The organism is Flavobacterium tiangeerense, from assembly GCF_007830355.1.
GTDB classification, from domain to species: domain Bacteria; phylum Bacteroidota; class Bacteroidia; order Flavobacteriales; family Flavobacteriaceae; genus Flavobacterium; species Flavobacterium tiangeerense.
Genome location: NZ_VLKO01000003.1, coordinates 96345 through 112829 on the forward strand (window position 1 = coordinate 96345; position 16485 = coordinate 112829).

At 33.0% G+C, this 16485-nt stretch carries 14 protein-coding genes; 10 read left to right on the forward strand and 4 right to left on the reverse strand.

What is annotated here, in order from left to right; genetic code table 11:
* Positions 1–3: 3 nt before the first annotated feature.
* Together IQ05_RS03590 and IQ05_RS03595 are read left to right on the forward strand one after the other, a co-directional pair.
* Positions 4–1068, forward strand: coding sequence for a hypothetical protein (locus IQ05_RS03590; RefSeq protein WP_144889925.1), 1065 nt, complete (start codon positions 4–6; stop codon positions 1066–1068).
* Between the two features lie 91 nt (positions 1069–1159).
* A complete protein-coding gene (locus tag IQ05_RS03595) occupies positions 1160–2344 on the forward strand; it encodes an O-antigen ligase family protein (protein ID WP_244289519.1) in 1185 nt (394 codons plus the stop codon).
* Here the strand turns inward: IQ05_RS03595 and IQ05_RS03600 are convergent.
* Positions 2262–3386 carry a glycosyltransferase gene (locus IQ05_RS03600; protein WP_144889929.1) on the reverse strand — a complete coding sequence of 375 codons (1125 nt, stop codon included), beginning with the start codon at positions 3384–3386 and terminating at the stop codon, positions 2262–2264. The genes IQ05_RS03595 and IQ05_RS03600 overlap by 83 nt on opposite strands.
* Positions 3387–3676: 290 nt before the next feature.
* Between IQ05_RS03600 and IQ05_RS03605 the strand changes: the two genes are divergently transcribed.
* From IQ05_RS03605 to IQ05_RS03615, 3 genes are all read left to right on the forward strand, one after another.
* A complete protein-coding gene (locus tag IQ05_RS03605; RefSeq protein WP_144889931.1) occupies positions 3677–4660 on the forward strand; it encodes a UDP-glucuronic acid decarboxylase family protein in 984 nt (327 codons plus the stop codon).
* Positions 4661–4773: 113 nt separating this feature from the next.
* Complete coding sequence (locus tag IQ05_RS03610; RefSeq protein ID WP_144889933.1) at positions 4774–6126, forward strand: exopolysaccharide biosynthesis polyprenyl glycosylphosphotransferase; 1353 nt, start codon at positions 4774–4776, stop codon at positions 6124–6126.
* 1 nt (position 6127) lies between these two features.
* Positions 6128–6898 carry a glycosyltransferase family 2 protein gene (locus tag IQ05_RS03615; protein ID WP_144889935.1) on the forward strand — a complete coding sequence of 257 codons (771 nt, stop codon included), beginning with the start codon at positions 6128–6130 and terminating at the stop codon, positions 6896–6898.
* Here the strand turns inward: IQ05_RS03615 and IQ05_RS03620 are convergent.
* Entirely contained in the window at positions 6893–8203 is a 1311-nt protein-coding gene (locus IQ05_RS03620; RefSeq protein WP_144889937.1) for a phenylacetate--CoA ligase family protein, read from the reverse strand. The genes IQ05_RS03615 and IQ05_RS03620 overlap by 6 nt on opposite strands.
* Positions 8204–8337: 134 nt before the next feature.
* Here IQ05_RS03620 and purD point away from each other — a divergent pair, with 134 nt between their 5' ends.
* Positions 8338–9612, forward strand: a complete 1275-nt coding sequence (gene purD / locus IQ05_RS03625) for a phosphoribosylamine--glycine ligase (RefSeq protein WP_144889939.1) — start codon at positions 8338–8340, stop codon at positions 9610–9612.
* Positions 9613–9650: 38 nt separating this feature from the next.
* Here purD and IQ05_RS03630 read toward each other — a convergent pair whose 3' ends face one another.
* A complete protein-coding gene (locus IQ05_RS03630) occupies positions 9651–9881 on the reverse strand; it encodes a DUF6341 family protein (RefSeq protein ID WP_144889941.1) in 231 nt (76 codons plus the stop codon).
* Between the two features lie 143 nt (positions 9882–10024).
* Here IQ05_RS03630 and IQ05_RS03635 point away from each other — a divergent pair, with 143 nt between their 5' ends.
* Positions 10025–10954 (forward strand): DUF6427 family protein, encoded by a 930-nt coding sequence (locus tag IQ05_RS03635; RefSeq protein ID WP_144889943.1) that lies wholly within the window; start codon positions 10025–10027, stop codon positions 10952–10954.
* Here the strand turns inward: IQ05_RS03635 and upp are convergent.
* The gene (upp, locus tag IQ05_RS03640) at positions 10949–11602 is read right to left on the reverse strand and encodes a uracil phosphoribosyltransferase (protein WP_144889945.1); all 654 of its coding nucleotides are present in this window, start codon (positions 11600–11602) and stop codon (positions 10949–10951) included. The genes IQ05_RS03635 and upp overlap by 6 nt on opposite strands.
* A gap of 86 nt (positions 11603–11688) precedes the next feature.
* Between upp and IQ05_RS03645 the strand changes: the two genes are divergently transcribed.
* The 3 genes from IQ05_RS03645 (at position 11689) to IQ05_RS03655 (ending at position 16478) form a co-directional block, all read left to right on the forward strand.
* On the forward strand, positions 11689–12294 hold the full coding sequence (locus IQ05_RS03645; protein WP_144889947.1) for a DUF4254 domain-containing protein: 606 nt from the start codon (positions 11689–11691) through the stop codon (positions 12292–12294).
* A gap of 53 nt (positions 12295–12347) precedes the next feature.
* On the forward strand, positions 12348–13373 hold the full coding sequence (locus IQ05_RS03650; RefSeq protein ID WP_144889949.1) for a glycosyltransferase family 9 protein: 1026 nt from the start codon (positions 12348–12350) through the stop codon (positions 13371–13373).
* A gap of 321 nt (positions 13374–13694) precedes the next feature.
* Positions 13695–16478, forward strand: coding sequence for an outer membrane beta-barrel protein (locus tag IQ05_RS03655; RefSeq protein WP_144889951.1), 2784 nt, complete (start codon positions 13695–13697; stop codon positions 16476–16478).
* Positions 16479–16485 lie beyond the last annotated feature (7 nt).

The following is a 16485-nucleotide window of genomic DNA, read 5'->3' on the forward strand; positions in this document are numbered from 1 at the left end:
TAAATGTCGTTACTCATAAAAAAAAATAAAGTAGCTTTTTTACTTCTTGTGGGACTCAATCTATTTGTGGCCTTTGCTGCGAGTTTTATTTTGCCGAAACGTTTTTTTTATGATGCTGCTATTATTGCTTATGATAAAGGCAATGAAATAGGTTATTTTGGAAGTTACCCATTGACTATTTTGTTTTATAAAATTACAGGTTTGCGCTATTTGCCTTTTTCGGTAATTGCATTGATTCAGTTTCCTATTTTAATGGGTATTTTGTATAAAATAGGAATTCCAGTTACTTTTGAGAAAGTTACAATTAAGAATCTTTTGGTGTATTTGACTTTCACTATTATTGCGATTTTTATGGCAATGCCTTCCAAGGAGTTTATTACTTTTTTGTACCTCTCCGTAATCGTTTTTTTATTTCAAAATAAGCATTTTTCTTTTCAGAATACCTTATTTATAGCCATGTCTCTTTTTGTGTTTTTTGGAGTTGTATATAGGCCTTATTTTGCATTACTGCCTATCGTAGCCATGGGAATGTATTGGGTCACTTGTGTCAAAATTTCGAATCGTACTTTTGCAACTCTTTTTTACGGAATTGTAGTTGTAATTTTCTTGTCATTGAGTTATGGCTTTATACAAGGAGAATTTTTTTCAGAGCAAAGTAGAGAGCTTATAAATAGTGCCCGATTAGGATCTGTTGATGCCAATTCGAGTATTGTTTCTCCTGTAAAAACAGATACTTGGTATGGTGAAATCATAGGGATTTTGTATGGTTTTTTTACTGTAAATGTGCCGCTTAACGGTTTGAAGCATATTTTTTCTCCACAAATTTTGTTATTCGTAATTTGGCAATTATTTCTGTTTTATATTCTATTGGTTCGATTGGCACGTTGTATAAAAGACAAAAAAGAATATGTTTACGAGTTATGGATGCTTCTATTTGTATTCTCTTTTTTTATCCTTCAAGGGGTTTTTGAACCTGATTTAGGATCGGCGATCCGACACAAAATGGGTGTTTTCCCACTAATTTATTATGCTCTTTACTATGACCATTTCCGAAAAGCACTTCAATAAAATTTTTTCTTTTTTTTTGTTGGCGATAGCTTGTACCTTAATTTTTAGGAAGCCTTGTACTTGGTTAATTTTTGCTTTCGCAATTTTTAATATGCTTTATTTCAAAAAAATAAAGTTATCTAGAAAGGCTTTGATTTTAGCCAGTATAATTGCGTCGCCTTTTTTACTAGAATTATTGCTGTTTTGGAACAATGATTCTTTTGCTCAAGGTGTTAAATCTATAGAAAAGACAGTTGCTTTAGTCTTGTTTCCAATAATTATTTTGGGAAATTACAAACGTATTTCATTTCAAAAATTGCTACAATTTTATGTAAATAGTACCACGTTGCTAATGATTGTTTTTGCGGTGCGTTTTATATTTGTTTTTCCTGAGCATATCACTAAGTATTGGCATGGAATTCACCTTTGGGAAATGGGTTATGTTTTTGCAAATTCTATCGGAATTCATGCTCCAGCGCTCAATATGCACTTGGCTTTTGTGAGTATTTCAGCCTTGTACTTGTTATTGCAAAAGTGGCAAATGAAAAAGAATATTGGATTTGTGTTTTTATCTTTTTTGATATTTGTATTCTCCTTTTTCTTTGTGCTTTTAGTCAATACTCGAATGGCTTTATTAAATGTTTTAGTTGGGTATTTATTGGTAGTATTTTCGTTTTTTACAGTACGCTTTGACCTAAAAAAAATAGTGCTTTATACTGTGGTTATTGGTGGTGTGGTGTGTGGTGTTTTCTTTCTCTTTATTCAAAAAAATCCTTACATGAAAGAAAAATATAGCTCCGTAACTTTTGCATACATGGACAAAGTGGGGAAGCTTGACGAAATTGATCATCCTGAAATAAAGGTTTTTAATTCTCTCGTAACCAGAGTTTCTATTTGGAAATCGGCTTGGGAATTATCGTTGCAACATTTGCCTTTTGGCGTTGGAGCTGCGGATGGAAAACCAGAATTAGTAAATTATTATAAACAAACGCATCAGTATTTTTTGGCCAAATATGCTTTTCCTACACACAATCAATTTTTAGACTCTTTATTGAAGTTTGGTGTTCTAGGACCGTTAGTGGTTTTGCTTTTTATTGGAGCTATTGGCTATTTGGGAATCGATTTAAAAAATGCATTGGTTTTTTCCTTCTTTTTTCTTTTTTTTACTTCGAATTTGACTGATGATTTTTTATTGCGTTTCGACGGAATTACGTTTAGTGGCTTTTGGTTTTCGATTTTTGGAAGTCTTTGGCTGCAGCAAAAAAGTAACGTTCATACAACTCCTGAAGTGCTGTAAAATTCTTCGCTTTATCAAATAAATCTTTACATCTTGTTTTAGCGTTGTTACCCAATTGAGCTCTGATTTTTGAATCTTCTAGAATTTTGAAGTAGGATGATAATTCTGATATTTCTTGGTATAAAAAGCCAGTCTCTTTTTGGACAACGGTATCTTTATTGCCATTTATTTTAGTCGCAATTACTGGTTTTTGTAATACCATAGCCTCAAGAACCGCGATAGGTAACCCTTCCCAAAGTGAGGTTTGAAGATAGATATCTAAAGCATTTATTTGCTCGTACACCTGTTTTTTTTCTAAAAACCAACCTGTGATTTTGATATTTGGTGCTGTAATTTGATTGCGTTCTTCTCCATCGCCAATCCATAGAAATTGATACTCTGGAAATTCCAAAGCAATGGCATTGAATTGTCTTGGATTCCTAGCTGCAGTAATCCTACCAGCAATTCCTATAGTTAGTTTTGGATTATTAACGGCTTGTGAATATTTTTCGATAGCAGAAATATCTATTCCATTTCTAATCATTGTGGCTTTTCCTAGTTGTTTTGCCAATTCAAACTCGGAGTCACCACAAGCGATGGTGATTCCTCCGAAAAATTTTTGAAAGAATTTCTCGATGTACCAATATCCTTTTTTGGCAATTGGTGCTATATCGGTTCGTAAAAAAGCATAGCCGTGCGGCGTGTAGAAGACAATTGGTTTTGGGTTTAAAAAACTACAAGCAATTCTCCCTAAAACACCTGCTTTAGAGGAATGTAAATGCACCACATCAGGTTTGATTTTTTGTAGTTCACGTACTAATTTGTGTATAGCACTAAAATCCGAAATGAAGTTTATTTGTCGCTTCATCTCAATTTTTACAGTTGGAATAGTAGAAAATAATTGGCTTACTTTTTCTGGATCAATTTCTTTGCGATTATCACTGTATAGAATGAAAGTTTGTACTTTTTGAAGAATGGTATCGTTTTCAAAATGATGTGTTAGATCTTCAAAATAGGTATAAATGCCTCCACCTAACGCTTCGATAATATGTACAACTTTCAAATTTTTATTTTTTGCTTGGGAAACAAAAATAAAGTATTCTTTCACACTTTTACAAAAAACAGCGATACAATTGATGTAAAAATAAATCCAAAAAAGCAATTTGTTGTTCCTTAGCACCGGGAGCAGCGGTATCCTTTGCTTTTTCGTTTAAAAAGCAAAGATATAGCGAATCACGGGACGATATGTCCTAGAAAGCCTTTTACTTCCTGCTTCAAATTTAAAAAGAAAGAAGGGGTTTGTGAGTGAGTTTTCTTCAAATCAATTACATTTGTTACGTTTAAATAATTACTATGAAAAGAATACTTATCACCGGAGCCGCAGGATTTTTAGGATCACATCTTTGTGACCGTTTCATAAAAGAAGGCTACCATGTTATTGGGATGGATAATCTCATTACGGGAGATTTAAAAAATATTGAGCATCTTTTCAAATTGGAGCAGTTTGAATTTTACCATCATGACATCACCAAGTTTGTTCATGTCCCTGGAAATTTAGACTATATTTTACACTTTGCATCGCCTGCAAGTCCTATTGATTATTTAAAAATCCCTATACAAACCTTGAAAGTAGGTTCCCTTGGTACTCATAATTTATTGGGTTTAGCCAGAGTAAAAAAAGCTAGAATCCTTATTGCATCTACTTCTGAAGTGTATGGAGATCCATTGGTACACCCACAAACAGAAGAATATTATGGAAACGTAAATACCATTGGCCCTCGCGGCGTGTATGACGAAGCCAAACGTTTTCAAGAATCAATCACGATGGCGTATCACACTTTTCATGGTGTAGAAACCCGCATTGTTCGAATTTTCAATACATACGGACCAAGAATGCGCCTCAATGACGGACGTGTTATTCCAGCTTTTATTGGTCAAGCTATTCGTGGCGAGGATTTAACCATTTTTGGAGATGGTATGCAAACCCGTTCTTTTTGTTATGTGGATGATCAGGTTGAAGGTATTTTTAGGTTATTACATTCTGATTATGTTTTGCCTGTAAATATTGGAAATCCAGACGAAATTACTATTAAAGATTTTGCCGAAGAAATCATAAAGCTTACCGGTACCAGTCAAAAAGTGGTCTATCACCCTTTACCAATAAATGACCCGTTGCAGCGCCAACCAGATACAACTAAAGCCAAAGAATTGCTTGGTTGGGAAGCTAAAGTAGGCCGTGCCGAAGGTATGAAAATTACTTATGAGTATTTTAAATCTTTATCTAAGGAAGAACTATCCAAAGAGGAGCACAAGGATTTTTCTAAGTATATTTTCTAAAAATTTGTTTTCCTTTCATTCTATACTCAAATCGAATGGCTGCAAGAACATTTCATATTTTTAAAATAGTACCAAAGCAAGTATGATTACATGCCATTTTAATTTGTAATACATTGAAAACCAAAACAGGAAGATATTCGGGCTACATTCGTCCCTTTTCATTTGCCATTGATTTATTGATAATCAATGTCTTGCTATGGTATATGACTGATTTTCCTGTAAAGACACCTTTTTATCCTGTATTAATAAGTTTAAGCTGGTTTATCATTGCTGCCAGTTTGGGTTTTTATGAAGTTTACAGGTATACCAAAGTTATTTCGATACTAAATTGTGCCTTAAAACAAGGGATATTATTTACTCTTTTTTGTCTTGCCTTAGCTTTTTACAAATCAGATAATTCAAGTTTTCAAAGTATTGGTTTTTATACATCTGTATCACTATTCTTAATTTTAATCGTTAAGCTTTCTATTTATTATTTTTTAAGAAAATACAGATTATTATATGGTGGAAACTTTAGAAAAGTAATTTTGATGGGTAATGCAAAAAGTACTGAGCCTTTACAACATTTTTTTACAGAGAACCCAGATTATGGATACAAACTTGAGCGTATTTTTGAGCTAGAAAAAAATAAATCTAAAACCCTCAAGGAAAGCTTTGAGTATGTACTAGAGCATCAAATTGATGAATTGTATTGTTCTATGAGTGATTTAAACCAAAATCAAATCAATGAAATTGTTTTTTTTGCCGATAATAATTTGAAGACCTTAAAGTTTATTCCCAGCGAAAAACAAATTCTTTCCCGGAATTTCACCTTTGAATATTACAATTATATTCCTGTAATATCACTGCGTAACATTCTACTTGATGATACCTTAAACAAGGTCATTAAGCGTGTTTTTGATATTGTTTTTTCATTGATCATAATTGCAGGAGTGCTCTCGTGGTTGACACCTATAATGGCTTTATTTATCAAATTGGAGTCAAAAGGGCCTTTGTTTTTTATCCAAAAAAGAAATGGATTGAATTACAAAGAATTCTTTTGTTATAAGTTTAGATCTATGGAGCTTAATGAGGAAGCCCACTTGAATCAAGTATCAAAAAATGATATTAGAGTTACTAGGGTAGGTCGTTTTATAAGAAAGACTAGTATTGATGAATTGCCACAATTTTTTAATGTTTTACTCGGCGAAATGTCAGTAGTAGGCCCTAGACCACACATGGTGAGTCACACCCAGATGTATGCGCTTACTGTGGATAAATTTATGGTACGTCATTTTATAAAACCAGGTATCACTGGACTCGCTCAAACAAAAGGTTTTAGAGGAGAAGTGGAGACCGATAAGGACATTATCAATAGAGTAAAATATGATATTTTTTACATGGAAAATTGGTCTATTTTATTAGATATTAAAATCATTTTTTTGACAATTTACAATACGATTCGGGGCGATAAAAAAGCATATTGATATGAAAAACAATTTAGTATCTATCCTAATGCCCTGCTACAATTCAGAGAAGTACATTCTTGAATCTATTCTTTCAGTACAGCAACAAACTCACACAAATTGGGAATTGATTCTAGTTGATGATTTTTCAAGTGATAGCACTGTATCTATTGCTACAGCAATTGCTAATCAAGACAACCGAATACGTATTTTTAAACTCCCTACAAACTCAGGAACAGGTATTGCTAGAAATACAGCTTTATCAAAAGCCACTGGAGATTACATTGCTTTCTTGGATGCTGATGATAAATGGAAACCCAATAAGCTAGAACTACAATTGCAATTCATGCAGCAGCATAAATTACCATTTACTTTTTCTTTTTACGAATGTATTAATGAAGCAGGAACATTGTTAGATAAACGCGTAGAGGCACCAAAAAAACTTACGTATAGGCAACTTTTTTTTTGTAACTACATAGGCAATCTCACTGGGATTTATGATGTTTCTTTCTACGGAAAAATCCCTATTGCTCAATCTAGAAAAAGACAAGACTGGATGATGTGGCTTACCATCCTAAAACCTATAAAAAAAGTGCAGCCCGTACCCGAAAGTTTAGCGTTTTATAGAGTAAGGGACAACTCTATTTCGGCTGGTAAAATGGCTTTACTCAAACATAATTTTGCAGTATATCGTTCTTTTCATGGATACAACATAATACTGGCATTATTGTGTATGTTAGGTTTCCTGTTTACGCAACTTTTAGTCAAGCCGCTCTACACAAAAAACTTATAGCATAGAGATAAACTGTTTTAGTTTACCTCTATTGGCTCTATCTAAAATATTTTTTCGGATAAATGTAATGCTCAAATTAGGCTCTAGATATAAAGAAATTGCAGCTTCAATTTTTTTAATTTGATTGGAAACGAGTTCTTTTTCACTTACATAATCAATTTCAAAACAATCTAATTTAGTTTGTTTGATGGTAAATTCTTTTACATTTCCATCATCTTCAATGATACTTTTAGTCACGTAATAAAAAGTTAGTCCTGCTGATTTTTTTCCGCTAGGCAAAACAACCACATCATTGGAGCGCCCAATTAATTGTTGTAAAATGGGCTTTTGTAAGGTGCTTTTTTTATCCAAAATGCCAATATCACCAATATCATACCTTATAAACGGATGCGCTTTATTGTACAAAGAGGTAATGACAACACGGCCAGCTTGACCATGAGGAACTGCTTTATTATTTTGGTCTAAAATTTCAACAAATAAGGTTTCAGAGTTTACCTGCCACAATCCTTCAGGATTTTGAAACGCAATCAAATCCAGCTCAGAAGCACCGTATTCATTAACAATAGGAACTCCAAGTTGTTTTTCTAATAAAATTTTATCGTCATCAAAAAGCATTTCAGAGGTAACCATACATACCTTCAAACTAGGACAAACACTGGTTAGTACAATATTTTTTTGCTGTAAAAATTTAGCAAACAAAACAATAGCGCTGGTATATCCATTGATGTAATCAAATTTTTTTTGGCTAAAGTTTTTCAAAATCGATTCTAATACAACATCTGACAAATCAAATACAGAAAACCGATACCGATGACTCAAGAAATCTTTGAACCGTTCTTTTTTATTTCCAATAAAATCCATCGGGATGCCATAAAACCGGGCTTGGTAAGAGGTATTAAAATCAATGCCGTACCAACCAAAACGGTACATGTTTGAAGCCCAAGTTAAAGCATGAGAATAATTATCTTTTGCAAATATAAATGGAGTACCGCTTGAGCCAGACGTTTTGTTTGTATAGCAGTTTTTTAAAGTATATCCACTAGAAAGTCTTTCTTGAAGAGGTTTTTGTAAATTTTGTTTGGTCAAAATGGGTAAATCATCCCAATTTTTATAATTTTTTGTACCTACAAGTTCATTGTAAAACGTATTGTTTTCTAAATGATACTGAACAATTTCTCGTTTCTTTCTCTCAATAAATTGCTCATGTTCTTGCGGTGTTTGTGCAATTATTTTTAGTAATTCCTGCCGTGCTTTACGAATGGGAAACCCGTTCCATTGCAGTGCTATATCAAATAATCGAAACATTTTTAGGGAGTATTATGTAATCAAAAATAGTATTTATGTATCACTTATTAGTTGCTTTGGGGAAGTTTTTACTATTTAATTGTTTTTTGAGTTCAAAACCAATTATTTTTGCAAGACAACTAAAAACAACACACATGACAATTTTACTACTCGGTTCTGGCGGAAGAGAGCACGCATTTGCTTGGAAAATGGTTCAAAGCCCATTATGCGAAAAACTTTTTGTAGCTCCTGGAAATGCAGGAACTGCTGCCATTGCAACCAATCTTGCTATGAGTCCAACCGATTTTGAAGCCATAAAAGCATTTGCCATTCAAGAGAATGTAGGCATGGTGGTTGTAGGTCCCGAGGATCCATTGGTAAAAGGGATTTATGATTTCTTTTTAAATGATCCAGCTTTACATCATATTCCTGTTATTGGTCCTTCAAAAATAGGCGCTCAGCTAGAAGGGAGTAAGGAATTTGCAAAGGAATTTTTAATCAAACACAACATCCCAACAGCTGCTTATGATAGTTTTACAGCCGAAACCGTAGAACAAGGATGTGAATTCTTAGAAACATTACAACCTCCGTATGTGTTAAAAGCAGATGGTTTGGCTGCTGGTAAAGGCGTTTTAATCATTCAGGATTTGGCTGAAGCCAAAGAAGAATTAAGAAACATGCTCGTACATCAAAAATTTGGTGTAGCCAGTTCGAAAGTAGTTATCGAAGAATTTCTGGACGGAATAGAATTGAGCTGTTTTGTACTCACAGACGGAAAAAGTTATAAAATCTTGCCAACTGCTAAGGATTACAAGCGCATTGGCGAAGGCGATACAGGACTTAATACAGGCGGTATGGGAGCTGTTTCTCCAGTTCCTTATGTAGATGCCGTTTTAATGGAAAAAATAGAAACACGCATTGTAAAACCTACAATTGATGGTTTTCAAAAAGATGGAATAGCCTACAAAGGTTTTGTTTTCATAGGGTTGATCAATGTTAATAATGAACCTATTGTTATTGAATACAATGTAAGAATGGGAGATCCAGAGACTGAAGTAGTAATCCCAAGATTAAAAACTGATTTGGTTGAATTATTTTTGGCTGTAGCCAATGAAAAACTGGACGAAATCAACTTAGAAATTGATCCAAGAAGTGCCACTACGGTGATGCTGGTATCTGGAGGTTATCCAGAAGATTTTGAAAAAGGAAAAGTAATTACGGGACTAGAAAACGTTCAAGATTCAATTGTATTTCATGCTGGAACTAAGCTAGACCAAGGAGCTGTTGTTTCAAATGGGGGTAGAGTGCTAGCCATTACATCGTACGGGAATGATTTTCAAGAGGCCATAAAAAAATCTTACCAAAACATAGACAAGCTACATTTTGATAAGATGTTTTTTAGAAAAGACATTGGAAATGATCTTAAATAACAAAAAGAGCTCTCAATCCCACTAGGGGTTGAGGGTTCTTATTTTAAAAAAGAGTGAGCCGTAGTATCTTGATTTTCTGTTCCTGCATCATTAAAGATTTGCAATTGTTTGATCCAATATACCATTGCAGATGCACAAATAATCATGAAAATCCAGTTGATAGTGTTAGCAACAAACCATGAGCTAAGCTCTAAAGAACGTAAAAAATCTAGAGGAGCAAATAAAATGTCTACAAATAAGTATTGTATTCCTTCGAAAAATGCTTTCATAATATATAAATTGATTTAAGTAATTGTTTTGTAAACACGATACTAACGAATGTTTTTTAAAATAAAATAATCTTTATTAACAAGCAGGGTTTACTTTTTAAACAAGTATTATATTTACAAACACAAAAGTATAAAATATCCTTATGATAACAAGTGTTTTTAGAAAATCTACACCATTAAATTTTTCATTGGTTGTAATTTTTATGCTGGTTTTCTTTTTAGTAGTACAATTCCAAGAAACTTCCTGGATGACATCTTATTTTTTAATGTTTAAAAAAGGGGTATCTTTTTGTTTTATAGTTGCTTCGGTGTTTTTAACTGATTTTATTGCCAAAAGAAATGGCTTGAGTAAAGACAGCACTTTCACTACATTTTTCTTTTTGTTGTTCTTGTTATTTTTCCCAAGTATTTTTGACAATATTAATCTCATTATTGCAAATTTTTTTCTGCTTTTAGCCCTTAGGAGATTAATTTCATTGCATTCTTTAAAAGCATCCAAGGAGAAAATATTTGATGCTTCGTTGTGGATTTTCCTTGCTACTTTATTTCATTTTTGGAGTATCCTTTTTATAGTATTGGTTTTTATTTCTATCATTTTTCACGTAGCCAGAGACTATAGAAACTGGATTTTACCTTTTATTGCTTTTTTTGTTACCGGAATCATTTTCTTGTTGTTTACAACGGTGTTCCAAATTGATAGTTTGGCTTACATTAAAAACAGTATCAGTGTAAATTTTGCATTAGATTATTTCACAAACAATTATCAAAACGGGGCAATGTCTATTTATGCAACTATTGCTTTGTTTTTTATAATCTCTATGTTTGCTAGTTTGTCCAGTAGACCTCAAATACTTCATACTTCTTATAAAAAAGTAGTAGCTTCTTTCTTTTTAGGCGTTGTTATTTATGTAATTTCAGATCATAAAAGTAATGATTTACTCCTTTTTACTTTTGCACCCTTAGCCATTATGGCAACCAGTCATATTGAGATACCACAAGAAAAATTAAAACAAGAAATTGTAGTTTATGTGATGATTGCCTGCAGTATGTTTGCTTTTTTTACACAATTATAATTTAACCCCATAGGCTAAATCACCTGCATCTCCTAGTCCAGGAACGATATAGCTCTTTTCATTGAGTTTTTCATCGAGTGAGGCAACCCATAAGTGGCAAGTATCAGGCAATTGTTCTTGCAGGTTAGCAATCCCCTCTGGCGCTGCAATAACCACAGCAATATGAATTTCTTTTGGTGTACTATTTTCCATTAATTTATTGAAAACAGCTACTAGCGATTGTCCAGTAGCAAGCATAGGATCTACTAGAATTAGATTTTTTCCGTTGAGGTCAGTAATGGCTTGGTATTGAACCAAAATATCAAATGCTTCATCATTGTTTGGGTGGTGCCGGTAAGCTGATACAAAACCGTTTTCGGCTTGATCAAAGTAATTTAAAAAACCTAAATGCAAAGGCAAACCCGCCCTAAGTACTGAACATAATACGAGTTGATCTGCTATTTCAGTAGTTTTTTTTATTCCTAGAGGTGTTTGGATTTCAATATTAGTATACTCTAAATTTTTACTTAATTCGTATGCCATTATTTCACCAATACGTTCAATATTTCTTCGGAAACGCATGCTGTCGTTATGTACAGTAACATTTCGTATTTGCCCTAAAAAGTGATTAAGGACACTGTTTTCCTCTGATAAATAATGAATTTGCATGGTTGTTTTTTTCGAATTAAACTTAGTACTTATTTTTTATGGTATAAAAGTATAAAAAGTATCTTTGTGTTTTAATATATAAAGATATGTTTTCAAAATTAGCCTACTCCGTATTCGAGCAAAGCATCAAGGATTATCACCAGTTTGATAATGTTGATCAACCTATAAACAATCCTTTCCCAAAGGATAAATTTGAACATTTATTGTATCACAAAAACTGGATTGACACCGTTCAATGGCATTTTGAGGATATTATTCGTGATCCAAATATTGATCCAGTTGCTGCCTTAACATTGAAAAGAAGAATTGATGCTTCTAATCAAGAGCGTACGGATATGGTGGAATATATTGACAGTTATTTTCTTCAAAAATACAGTCATGTGGTTGTTAAAGATCATGCAAAAATCAATTCAGAAAGTCCTGCTTGGGCGTTTGACCGTTTGTCTATCTTAGCTTTAAAAATTTACCACATGCAAGAAGAAGCTACTCGTGACGAGGCTTCACAAGATCACAGAGATAAATGTCAGGTTAAGTTAAATGTGTTATTAGAGCAAAGAACAGATTTGTCAACTGCAATTGATGATTTACTTACTGATATTGAAAATGGAGATAAATTCATGAAAGTGTACAAACAAATGAAGATGTACAATGATGATGAATTGAATCCTGTTTTGTACCAAAACAAGAAGTAAAAGATATTTTGAACTTTAATTAATTGTCAAAAAAAATCCAAAATATAACCGTCATGAGACTCTCTGCAATGGGAGATGTCGCCATGACGGTTCCTGTTTTACGAGCTTTCGTAAAGCATTATCCACAAATTAAAATCACGGTTATTTCCAGACCTTTTTTCAAACCTTTTTTTGAAGGAATTCCTAATCTTTCTTTTCTTGCTTTTGATGAAAAAGAACGGCATAAAGGATTTCTTGGTTTGTTGCGTTTGTTCCAAGATTTGAAAGCTTTAGAAATTGATGCTTTTGCCGACTTGCACAATGTTTTGCGTTCTAAAATTATCCGAAATCTTTTTGCACTAAGTGGAAAAAAAACAGCTTCGGTGAATAAAGGAAGAGCAGCAAAAAAAGCATTGACCCAACCCGAAAATAAAGTATTCCAGCAACTGCCTACGATGTTTGAAAGACACGTAAAAGTTTTTGAAAAACTTGGTTTTACCGTTGATCTTTCCCAACCTGAGTTTCCTGAAAAAGCAGTTTTGAGTCCAGATATTTTAACGATAATTGGACAAAAAAATCACAAACTGATTGGAATAGCGCCTTTTGCACAGTACGATTCTAAAGTATATCCGTTGGATTTAATGCAAGTTGTAATTGATCAATTAGCATTGGTTACAACCCAAACCATTTTACTTTTTGGCGGAGGAAAAATCGAAATAGAACTCTTAAATTCAATAGCTACTAACAAAGAAAATGTGATTGTAGTTGCTGGAAAAATTAAGTTTCAGGAGGAATTACAACTCATCAGTAATCTGGATGTCATGCTTTCTATGGATTCCGGCAATGCACATATTGCTGCTATGCTGGGCGTAAAAGTCATTACACTTTGGGGCGCCACACATCCTTATGCGGGATTCTCACCGTTTAACCAACCTTCAGAAAATGCTTTGGTCTCTGACAGAAATTTGTTTCCTAAATTACCAACTTCGGTTTATGGAAACAAAAAAGTATTGGGTTATGAAAATGCCATGCGTACCATTTCCCCAGAAACTATTGTTTTAAAAATTAATGGTATTTTGTATAACCATTTAGAATTTTAAAGCAAAACACCCATCATAAATTACTCTTTTCAGATCAGTTTTCGTTTTTAACAAGACCGTTTCCTAAACATGATTACAATCTTTAGAATTGCTTTCTAAATTACAATTGTAGTTTTTAAACGCATGGACTTCTTATGTAAGAATAAATTTAACATTAAAATAACAAAAACACATTATTTTTGCAGTAAGAATAATACTATTTTTGATTTTGAAAAATTCAGTTTGTTTCAATCTGTTTTGGTTAGAAAAAAATATTCATTTGATAATCAAACTTTTTAGAAGAATTTTGAATCGTTCCATTCACAAAATCAGATACTCTTTATGCCAAAAATTATTGTAACCCTTGTAATTTTCTTTTATTTCTGCTTTTCAGCATTTTCTCAAAAAACCAAACTTTCTGGAGTGATAATGGATGGTAATGAAAAAACTCCAATTCACAATTCAGTTGTGGCTTTATTAACTCCGGTAGACTCTGTCCTATTTCAATTTACACGATCCAACAAAGACGGTAAGTTCTTACTACAAAATATAAAGCCAGGAAAGTACATACTGATGACTGCTCACAATCAATATGCGGATTATTTAGAGGATATTACCATTACTGATAAAGACATGGACATGGGTAACATCAACTTAATGAGTAAAATGGAGTTGCTCCGTGAAGTAGTCATTAAAACGGGTTCTATCAAGATTAAAGGAGATACTACTAGTTATAGAGCTAGTGATTTTAAAGTGGATGCCAACGCAAATGTAGAGGAATTACTAAAAAAATTACCAGGAATACAAGTTGATAAAAACGGTACCATCAAAGCCATGGGAGAAACCGTTGAAAAAGTATTGGTAGATGGCGAGGAATTTTTTGGAGATGATCCAGGAATGGCTGTTAAAAATTTACGTGCCGATGCGATCAAAGAGGTGCAAGTTTTTAATAAAAAAAGCGATCAAGCTGAGTTCACAGGAATAGACGATGGTGACACTAAAAAAACAATCAACCTGCGATTGAAAGAGGACAAGAAGAAAGGATATTTTGGTAAAATAGATGGTTCGAACCAACCCTTTACCGATGCAGATTCCAGATACAATAGTAATGTTATGGTGAGTAGTTTCAAAGGAAAAAGGAAGCTCTCTGCGTTTTTATTAAATGGAAATACGGGTCAAGATGGATTGGACTGGCAGGATAGTGACAAATTTGGAGGTGGATCAGGAAATGTAAGCATGAGTATGGATGATGATGGAAACGTAAACTATGAATGGACTGGTGGCGATACAGATCAAGAACCGTATGTAGATACTCAAAATGGATTTATAAAGAATACCAATGCAGGTGTACAATACAGCAACAAATGGGGTGAAAAACACAGTTTGAATTTATCACCAAAATACAACAGACAAAGCTACCAAAACAATAATTCTAGAAGTACACAGACTCAGGTAGGCGACACACAATTGAACGAGAATAGGTCAACGGTAAGCCATGTTAATAGAGATAACTTTAAATTAAACGCGGTTTATGATGTAAAAATTGACTCCGTAAATACCTTAAAAATTACTGCAAAAACTAATTTTTATAATACAGAAAGTGATGAGTTTACAACTGGTAATACAACCGGTAGCGATGGTTTGATACGAAACAATCAAGAGCGTTTGTTTACTACTAAATCTGAGAAAGTAGCGCTTTCAGCTGGCGCTTTATTCAAGCATAAATTTGCTAAAGCCCGCAGAACATTGTCTATAAATACCAATTGGAATACTCTTAATACCAATGCCAATAATTTTTTGAAATCAGCGAATGAAAGTTATGAAGGTGGTGTTTTTGCTTTTAGTAATGAAGTGGACCAAAACAAAATAGGTGAAAAAAACACGCAGAATCTTGCAGTAAACACTACGTATACAGAACCTTTTGGGAAAAAATTCGCATTGCAATTATCTTATCAAATTGCAAATAACAGCGGCGATAGCAATTTTATTACCTACGACTTCTCTGATATTACAGGCAAATATGATGTAGTAGTAGAGTCACTTTCGAATCAGTTTGAACAAAATATTACAACCCATAAACCGGTTATAAAATTAAATTACAATGCCAAAAAAATCAATTACAGTTTTGGTAGTGGTTTTGGCTTTACTTCTTTTAATTTACAAGATTTAACTTTGAATAAAGAATACAAACGCAGTTTTACTAATTTTTTCCCATCGGCTAATTTTTCGTATAAATACAAAAGCAACAGCAATTTGCGTGTGACGTATCAAGGAGCTACTAGACAGCCTACAATTGATCAATTACAACCATTGCGTAACAATCAGGATTTCTTTAACCAAATAGTAGGAAATCCAGATTTGAAACAATCGTTTACAAATAGCATAAATGTGTCTAATAATAGTTATGATATTTTGACCGAAACGAATTGGTTTCAAAGTATTTCTTTTAGAACAACTTCAAATTTGATTTCTTTCAATAGAGATATTGATCCTGAAAGTGCAAAGACCATCACCACACCAATCAACACAAACGGAAATTTTTCAGGAAATTTCTATATGGGATATGGATTTAAGATCAAAAAAATCGATTTGAGTGTCAATCTAAGTCCATCTGCTAATTTCAATAGATCTGTAAATAGTATCAATAACAAAATCAATAATTCGAATACTTTGAATTCGTCATTCTCTATCTATTTGAATAAATCTAAAGAGAAAAAATATGATATTTCTTTGAACAATAGTTTTTCAAATAGTCGAAATGCTACCTCTCAAAACAATGATGTGAAATCTTTTAACACCAATAATTTAGGATTAGATGTTGCGGTTTACTTTAGAGAAAAATGGAAAATATCAACCGATTACAATTTATATTCTCGTCAAAAAACAGTAGATTTTCAAACCAATCTTACCAACCAATTGTGGAATGCTAGGTTGCAAAGAACATTCAAAAATGATGAATTTACCGCTTATGTGATGGTACGAGATATTTTGAATCAAAACATAGGCATTAATAGATTTGTCTATGAAAATACAATAGGTGAGGAGCGTAATCATAGACTTCGCCGTTATGCTATGATTGGTTTTACATGGAATTTTAAAAACAAAAATGGCCTAGAAAAAAAATAGACAAATC